The organism is Limnovirga soli (assembly GCF_013106755.1).
In the GTDB taxonomy this organism is placed as follows: Bacteria; Bacteroidota; Bacteroidia; order Chitinophagales; family Chitinophagaceae; genus Limnovirga; species Limnovirga soli.
On the sequence record NZ_WHPF01000009.1, the window covers coordinates 251027 to 259585 of the forward strand.

The 8559-nt window shown below is 40.5% G+C and carries 6 protein-coding genes; 3 read left to right on the top strand and 3 right to left on the bottom strand.

The annotated features are described in order from the left end of the window. The first annotated feature begins 60 nt into the window (after positions 1-60). Positions 61-996 (top strand): tRNA epoxyqueuosine(34) reductase QueG, encoded by a 936-nt coding sequence (gene queG / locus GD597_RS14270; RefSeq protein ID WP_171608555.1) that lies wholly within the window; start codon positions 61-63, stop codon positions 994-996. 300 nt (positions 997-1296) lie between these two features. On the opposite strand, the gene GD597_RS14275 is transcribed toward queG, so the two are convergent. After that, a complete protein-coding gene (locus GD597_RS14275) occupies positions 1297-1938 on the bottom strand; it encodes a hypothetical protein (RefSeq protein WP_171608556.1) in 642 nt (213 codons plus the stop codon). Between the two features lie 201 nt (positions 1939-2139). Next, positions 2140-4767, bottom strand: a complete 2628-nt coding sequence (gene mutS / locus GD597_RS14280; protein ID WP_171608557.1) for a DNA mismatch repair protein MutS — start codon at positions 4765-4767, stop codon at positions 2140-2142. 320 nt (positions 4768-5087) lie between these two features. On the opposite strand from mutS, the gene GD597_RS14285 reads away from it, so the two are divergent. Both GD597_RS14285 and GD597_RS14290 read left to right on the top strand, forming a co-directional pair. Then, positions 5088-6086, top strand: coding sequence for a hypothetical protein (locus tag GD597_RS14285; RefSeq protein WP_171608558.1), 999 nt, complete (start codon positions 5088-5090; stop codon positions 6084-6086). Positions 6087-6098: 12 nt separating this feature from the next. Continuing rightward, entirely contained in the window at positions 6099-7262 is a 1164-nt protein-coding gene (locus GD597_RS14290) for a hypothetical protein (protein WP_171608559.1), read from the top strand. A 68-nt stretch (positions 7263-7330) separates the two neighbouring features. Here the strand turns inward: GD597_RS14290 and prfB are convergent. Next, positions 7331-8420, bottom strand: a protein-coding gene (gene prfB, locus GD597_RS14295; RefSeq protein WP_216368587.1) for a peptide chain release factor 2 whose coding sequence is annotated in 2 segments (ribosomal slippage) — positions 7331-8359 and positions 8361-8420 — 1089 coding nt in all. Because the reading frame shifts where the segments join, the coding sequence is not laid out codon by codon here. Positions 8421-8559 lie beyond the last annotated feature (139 nt).

An 8559-nucleotide genomic window follows, 5' to 3' on the forward strand; every position in this document is an offset into this window, starting at 1 on the left:
GAGAAAAAATTTTGGTGTACTGCAATTAAACAAATACGTTTAATTTGGCAAAAAATATTTTTGCACCAACTTTCTTCAAATACTGGAATAGTTAAAAAAACGGCTGCGCAGCTGGGCTTTGATTATTGCGGTATTGCCAAAGCCATACAATTGGACAAGGATGCGGCCCGACTGGAAACATGGCTGCAGCAAGGCATGCATGGCAGCATGCAATACATGGAGAAATATTTTGACCAGCGTATTAACCCCGGCTTATTGGTGCCCGGCGCCAAAACGGTAATAACATTGTTATTAAATTATTACCCCGCTCAACAGCAACAGTCAAATGCTCCCAACATTGCCAAATATGCTTATGGTAAAGATTATCATGAAGTTATACGCGATAAATTGCAGGTTTTTTTACAAATACTGCAGCAGCAAATAGGTGCTGTTGAAGGCCGCGGTTTTGTTGATAGCGCACCAGTTTTGGAGCGTACCTGGGCAAAACGCAGCGGACTAGGATGGATAGGTAAAAACGGTAACCTGCTTACCAAAAAAACAGGCAGCTTTTTCTTTATCGCCACGCTAATTACTGATCTGGAGTTGAACTACGATGACCCCTATACAAAAGATTTTTGTGGTACCTGTACCCGTTGCATTGATGCCTGCCCAACCGATGCTATTTTGCCAGGCAAAATGGTAAATGGCAGCAAGTGTATCAGTTATTACACTATTGAGTTAAAAGATATGTTGATACCGGAGCAAGACAATAGTAAATTTAAGAACTGGATGTTTGGCTGCGATATTTGCCAGGATGTTTGTCCGTGGAACCGTTTTAGCACACCACACCACGAGCCGGCCTTTACGCCTATACCGGCCATATTAAACCTGTCTACCAGCGAGTGGGAGGCACTTACCGAAGAAGCGTTTAAAGAAATTTTTAAATATTCACCCCTTAAGCGTAGCAAGTTCAGAGGTATTCAACGTAATCTGCGTTTTATAAATGGTAAACAATAGTAGCCGGGCAATACAATGCTATTTGGCTTTTCTTGCGTCGCACTCTTCTACTGCAACAACTATTGCAGCTTATATAACAGCCAGTTTTTGGTATGCTGCAACAACAAGTGTTTATGTACCTGAATTGTGTAATTGGCTGTTTATTGATGCCACAGCTACCTACAGCACAAGTGTGCGACGCAAGTACTGCAACATGAAGGTTGTTTAGCCGGGCTCATAAAAATATATTACATACAAAGCTGGTTATACCACAAAAAAAACCGGCGCTAAGGCCGGTAATAAATTATTATTTGAAAATGGCTATAAATTCTCATCAATTTGTACAAATCCATTTAACAGTTTTTCCATCTCTGGTTTGTATTGTTTAAACAGGCTTTGAAATGTATAGGCAATAAACTGTGCAGAGCCCTTATCACTTGAATAATAGTAACCAAAATAGGTAAACTTAATGCCTTTAATAGTGCCATTTAATTGCATGCAATACACATCTATGCCATTTACGTTTCTTATACCTTCACTTACAACCTCAATATCCGGTGCAACACTTTTGGCATTTTCTACAGCCACTGCTTTCCAGCTATCCATGGGTATCTGTCCTTTCTCGGGTATAAACATGGCGTATACATCTTCGCCATTTAGCGTAAAGGAATATTCATTGGGTTCGGTGTCGTTGGCATCTTTTTCAAACTTCCATTTTTTGGGGTTTAACCAAACACCGCAGGGAATTTTTTTACTTTTTAGCAAAAAGGTAGCATCGGCAGCTTTTTTTGTATATAAAGTATCCAACTTTATTTCGGCTGTTTTTTTATCAGAGGTATATTTCCAGGTGCCATCCTTAAAAAGTATTACTTCATCGCCTTCTTCTGTTACTGCTTTTACCTGGGCTTGTGCATGTTGGGTACTTAATAAAAACAGGGCCAGCACTATTATAAAATTTTTCATGTGTATTTCTGTAAGGGTTAATAAGCGTTGTTGTAATAATAAAAATTAATGGCTACAAGAATACGGTTTTTATATATCCAAAAAACAATCATCCACATTTTTTGAATGTATTTTATTGCCAACGGTATTTTAAAGCACCTACCTGCACACTTTCAAAAAGCCATTAAAGTATTTAGGTATTTGTATCTCAAAAGCTACTTGCTATTTCAATATATTTTTTATCTCATTTAATTTCATCAGGGCCTCTACTGGGGTTAGTCTGTTAATATCTATATTGTTTAACATAGTGCGCATTTCTTCAAATGTGGCAGTATGTGCATCAAAAATAGAAAGCTGCATTTGCGGCACTGATAATTTTTTTATGTTACCGCTTAAATTATCTGCTACTGGTTTGCCACTGGTATTTTCGGTTGCATCATCAACATGTTTTTCTTCCAGCTGCAATAAAATTTCGTTGGCACGTGCAATTAATTGAGGTGGCATACCGGCCATTTTTGCTACGTGAATACCAAAGCTGTGGGTACTGCCACCTGCGGCCAGTTTACGTAAGAAAATGATTTTGTTACCTACTTCTTTATTGGTTACATGATAATTTTTTACACGGCTTAATTTATTTTCCAGTTCATTTATTTCGTGGTAATGGGTAGCAAATAATGTTTTTGGTGCTGGGCTGCAATCGTGTAAAAATTCCACTATACTCCAGGCAATGGAAATACCATCGTAGGTAGAAGTGCCTCTGCCAATTTCATCCAGTAAAATCAGGCTGCGCTGCGATACATTGTTGATAATACTGGCTGTTTCGTTCATTTCTACCATAAAAGTACTTTCACCACCACTAAGGTTATCGCTGGCGCCTACACGGGTAAATATCTTATCGGTCAGGGGTACTTTGGCATTAGTAGCAGGTACAAAACTACCCATATGAGCCATTAAAGTAATTAAAGCAGTTTGGCGCAGTAATGCACTTTTACCACTCATATTGGGCCCTGTTAAAATTATAATCTGCTGGTCGGCAGGGTTTAGTATAATATCGTTCGATACATATACTTCTCCGGCTGGCAGGTTTCTTTCTATTACGGGGTGGCGACTATCCTTTAATTCCAAGGCAAGGCCGTCATGCAATTCGGGCATGGTATAACTGTACTGCATGGCATTGGCTGCAAAACAGCATATGCAATCCAGTATGGCCAGTATATTTCCGTTCACCTGTACCGGTGCTATATAATCCTGCAATTCCAGTAACAGTTTATCATACATTTCGGCTTCAATAGCCTGTATTTTATCTTCGGCACCCGTAATTTTTTCTTCGTATTCTTTTAATTCAGGTGTTATATATCGTTCTGCGTTGGATAAGGTTTGTTTACGTATCCAATCTGCAGGTACTTTGCTTTTGTGCAAATTGGTTACTTCCAGGTAATACCCAAACACATTATTAAAACCAATTTTTAAAGAATTAATACCTGTACGTTCTGCCTCCTGCTGTTGTATATGCAGCAGGTATTCTTTTCCCCCACTGGCAATTTTTCTTAGCTCATCCAGTGTGGCATCTACGCCTTCTTTAATTACCCCGCCCTTGCTTATGGCAATGGGTGGATGCTCAATAATTTCAGCTGTAATTTTTGCGGCAATATACTGGCATGGGTTTAAGGCATCGGCCAGCCGGTTTAAATAAGCGTTGGAAGCATGTGAGCAAATGGTTTTTATTTGTTCTGTTTGTTGCAGCCCTTTGGCTAGTTGCACTACTTCCCTCGGGTTTATTTTTTTTACGGGTATTTTACTAACCAGTCTTTCTACATCCCCGCATTGCTTTATTAATGTTTGCAGGTTTTTGCGTGTATCTGTATCTTTTATAAAATAGGCTACCAGGTGCAACCTTTCATTAATTTTCTTTACATCTTTAAGGGGTAATACCATCCAGCGGCGCAGTAAACGGGCACCCATGGGGCTTACGGTATTGTCCATTACTTTTAATAGCGAATGGCCGTATTCGGTACCGCTATGTAATAATTCCAGGTTGCGAATGGTAAAGCGGTCCATCCATAAATAGTCGTCCCGTTCTATACGTTGTATAGCGGTAATATGTTGCAGATTGGGATGTTCGGTATCTTTTAAATAGTACAAAATAGCACCGGCTGCTGTTACTGCCTGCTGCATGCCTTCTATACCAAACCCCTTTAACGAGTGTGTTTGAAAATGTTTTAACAGGCTTTCGGTAGCAAATGCTTCATCAAAAATCCAGCTTTCTAAGGTGTAGGTGTAAAACTTGGTGCCAAAAGTTTCTTTAAAATGTTTTTGCTGGCTGCGTTGAAAAATTACTTCGGCCGGTTTAAGGCTTTGCAGCAGTTTATCTATGTATTCGGTATCGCCTTCGTCCGCAAAAAATTCGCCGGTTGACATATCCAGAAACGCAATACCCAACTGTTTATCGGTAAAATGTACACTGGCTAAAAAGTTATTGCTGTTATGTTCCAGCAGTTTATCGTTGGTGGCAATGCCGGGTGTTACCATTTCTGTAACCCCTCTTTTTACAATGCCTTTGGCTTGTTTGGGATCTTCCAGCTGGTCGCAAATGGCTACCCGGTAACCGGCTTTTACCAGTTTGTGCAGGTAAGTATCCATGGCATGATGTGGAAATCCGGCCAACTCGCTGCTATGCTCGCCATTGCGGCGGGTTAGCGTAATGCCCAATACATTACTGGCAATAATAGCATCTTCTCCAAAGGTTTCATAAAAATCTCCTACCCTAAAAAGCAATACCGCATCGGGGTATTTTTGCTTTATAGCTTTATGCTGTTGCATTAAAGGGGTATCGCTTGCCGCTTTTGCCATAGTGGCAAATATATACAGAGCCCCTCATGTTACCGGTGGCTGCGCATAAATGTGGAAAAATGCTAAAAACTAATACCCTGCTTTTTTGCCCAATAGCATTACCGGCGTACAAGAGTGCGACGCAAGGATGTTGCTATACCCGATGGGCCGGTTACCCAAAATGAGCTGTTTAAATTTTTTGGGCCAGGCAATAGATTATAAAATGCAGCATCCGTTGCGTCGCACACTTCAGGGTTCGGAAGCAATGGCGGCAAAAGCCGGCAACATAGCCGCCCATTTACAAGTATTTTTTATTAGGTTTGACGCGCAACAGCAAGGGCATGAGTTTATTTAGCTACATTAAGGCATTCAGGCAGGTGTATAAAGAAATACAAGTGCAACGGCGGTATAACCAGTCGTTTTTATTGCCATACCTGCAAACCCTGGAAACTAAATATCAGGGCCAGTTTGCACCCGAACAAAAACACCGGATTGAAAAATATTATGGGTTATTTATCACCTCTTTTTTATGCAGCAGCTATAAGCGGCTGTATGGTACTGCTTTAACGTCGGCGGAAAGAAAAAGGGCTACCCTATTTGGCATTCTTACACCTGTTGGGGATGATTTATTTGATACAGATCAACTGGATAATGAAAGCATTAGGGCCATTACTTTTAATCCCGAAACCTATAATGCCACCACTTTTTCTTCAAAGGTAGCCAAAGAAATACAGGCGTTTTTGCTGGCTAACGTGCCGCACAAAGCAGCGTATATACAGGCTTCGGCCAATGTGCTGGATATTCAAATGGCTACAGATGCGCAAAAATCACCCACTATTTCAACTACCGAGTTGGAGCATATTACCTATACAAAAGGGGCAGCCTCGGTTATTATTTACCACCAATGCCTGGATATGGCTGCAGATTTACCCATGCAACAGGCTTTGTTTTATATTGGCAGCTTATACCAGTTGGGCAACGATATTTTTGATGTGTACAAAGATGTACGCGATAATATTTATACGCTGGTAAATACCTGTAAAAATGTAACCGAGCTTAAACAGCAGTTTTTGCAAAGGGTACGCGAACAGAATGGCGCTATAATGGCATTGCCCTGTAGCCAGCAGAACAAAAAAGCATTTTGTATTGTAATGAATACCATTAACGCCAGAAGCATAGTTGCACTTAACCAGTTTATTGCATTGCAACAAAAAAACAATGGCTCTATTAATTGGTGGCAGCTGAGCCGTAAGGATATGATTGTAGATATGGAAAAGCCCCTTAATATTTTGCGCTGGCTTTATTATATATGGAAACTACCAAAATTATTACCTGCTTAAACAGGGTATGCCATGCAAAAATTCCTGCTTGTATATATTAGCCTGCTGCTGGTAATCACCGCTACCGCCCAAAAAAGCGATAGCTTGCTAATTGATGCATTGGTGGATAATATTGCCAGCTTACAGGTAAAAGACAGCAGCGAATTTTATCCAGGCATGTTGTACGCTTACCGCCAGTGTGGTGGGGGCCCTCATAATTACCAGCCGGATAATAATATTTTTTTTACTGCAATTGGTGCATTTGGACTGCGTAATTTACAGCCCTACCTAAGTCAAAGCAACAGAGAAAAAACAAGGCAGGTAATTGATAAGGCGGTAACTACCTATCCTTATTTCCAAAATAAAAACGGTTATCCGTTTTATAATTTTTGGCCTACCAATGCGCCCATAATGCCGCATACCTATATTTTTCAATATTTAAAAGGGGTGTTTGGCCAGGGCGAAGATGCAGATGATGCCGTTATGGTTTTAATGAGCAGTAATGCCGGCGATAGCACCTGCCGCATATTAAAACAGCGGATGATAGCAACCAGTAACCTGGCAAAACCCAATAGAAATATTACGACTACCTATAAGCAATACCGTAAAATTCCTGCCTTGAGCACCTACCTGGGTTTACGTATGCCGGTTGATTTTGATTTTGCTGTACAATGCAACCTGCTATATTTTACACTTGACCGTAATTTACCTTTTACCAAACAGGATAGTGCTACCCTGCAACTCTTAAGTAATATGATTGGCGAAAAATTATACCTGAAAGCACCGGTATATATCTCACCCTATTATGTAAAACCTACTGTGTTGTTATACCATCTCACCAGGTTAATGGCGGCATTTCATTTGCCTGAGTTGGAATTGTATACCCCACAATTAACTACTGATATGCAACAATTGCTACTTACCAGTAATAATATAATGGATAAAATTTTGCTAAGTACCTCCCTGTTGCGCTTAGGTGCCAATACTCCACCTGTTGAAATAGCTGATATTCCCGGCTTTGAACAATCTAACCAGCAACAGTTTATTTTCTTTCAGGCCAGGGCTGCATTTTCATACCCAACGCCTTTTAAGCAGGTGTTTCTGCATTTTAGCTATATCAACTATTATTTTTATTGCCCGGTGTATAATAAAATTCTTTGGCTGGAATATTTAGTAGAACGTAATAAAAAACACTAATACTAAAACAGTTTTTGGGTAAAAGGTGTTTGGCTAAATCCCCGGCAGGCCAGAGTATCATTTATTTATCAGGCATTGTCTTTTTCACTCATCAGGTAAGCTTTTATAAAACCGTCCAATTCACCATCCATTACGGGTTGTACATTACCTACTTCAAAATCGGTACGGTGGTCTTTTATCATTTTATATGGGTGAAACACATAGCTTCTAATCTGGCTGCCCCATTCAATTTTTTTCTTGCCTGCATTTACTGCATTCTTTGCCGCTTCCCTGCGTTTTAGCTCTTCTTCGTATAAACGGCTTTTCAACATTTTAAGGGCCATTTCCCGGTTCTCGCCCTGTGTTCTTGATTGCTGGCATTCTACTATTATACCACTGGGACCATGTTTTAAACGTACTGCCGTTTCTACTTTGTTTACATTTTGTCCGCCCTTGCCACCACTACGGTAAAATTCCCATTCCAAATCGGCGGGGTTTACTTCAATGGCAATACTATCGTCAATTAACGGGTACACAAAAACGCTGGCAAAGGAAGTATGGCGACGGGCATTACTATCAAAAGGAGAAATGCGTACCAGCCGGTGTACTCCGCTTTCGCTTTTTAAAAAACCATACGCAAAAGCACCGTCAAACTGCAGGGTGGCGGTTTTAATGCCGGCACCATCACCTTCCTGATAATCCAGTTCTGTTACTTTCCAGCCTTGTTTATCGCCATACATGCGGTACATGCGAAGCAGCATTTCGGCCCAATCCTGGCTTTCTGTGCCGCCGGCACCGGGGTTTATTTGTAATACGGCCGGTAATTCATCTTCGGGTTGGTTAAGAGTGCTTTTAAATTCAGCATCTTCCAGTTCCTGTAAGGCATTGTCGTAAGCTTGTTTGGTTTCTTCTTCAGTAGCATCGCCACTTTTCCAAAAATCAAATAAAACGGCAAAGTCTTCAACAGCTGTTTCCAGTTGCTGGTAAAGTTTTATCCAGTATTCGTTTACTTTAATGTCTTTCATAATGGCCGTGGCACGGTCATTATCATCCCAAAAACCGGCAGAAAGAGATAGCTGCCTGTCGTTATTTACTTTTTCGGTACGGTTATCGTAGTCAAAGAAACCTCCTTAGAACGGTAACGCGTTCCCTGAATAATTTAATCTGCTCTTGTGTCATACTTGCAAAGTAATGCGAAGATGTGCATACAGTCAAATTTACCCCATGGTGCAATGAACCGTTTGAAGTATCATTAGCAAATACGCTTATAATTTAAATGTAATTTTTAGCCGGGCAGTGGAACCATGATGGAGCTTTT

Coding starts and splice junctions, on each gene's coding strand:
- mutS (WP_171608557.1), bottom strand. CDS start 4,767: ATGGCAAAAGCGGCAAGCGATACCCCTTTAATGCAACAGCATAAAGCT.
- GD597_RS14290 (WP_171608559.1), top strand. CDS start 6,099: ATGCAAAAATTCCTGCTTGTATATATTAGCCTGCTGCTGGTAATCACC.
- GD597_RS14275 (WP_171608556.1), bottom strand. CDS start 1,938: ATGAAAAATTTTATAATAGTGCTGGCCCTGTTTTTATTAAGTACCCAA.
- GD597_RS14285 (WP_171608558.1), top strand. CDS start 5,088: ATGAGTTTATTTAGCTACATTAAGGCATTCAGGCAGGTGTATAAAGAA.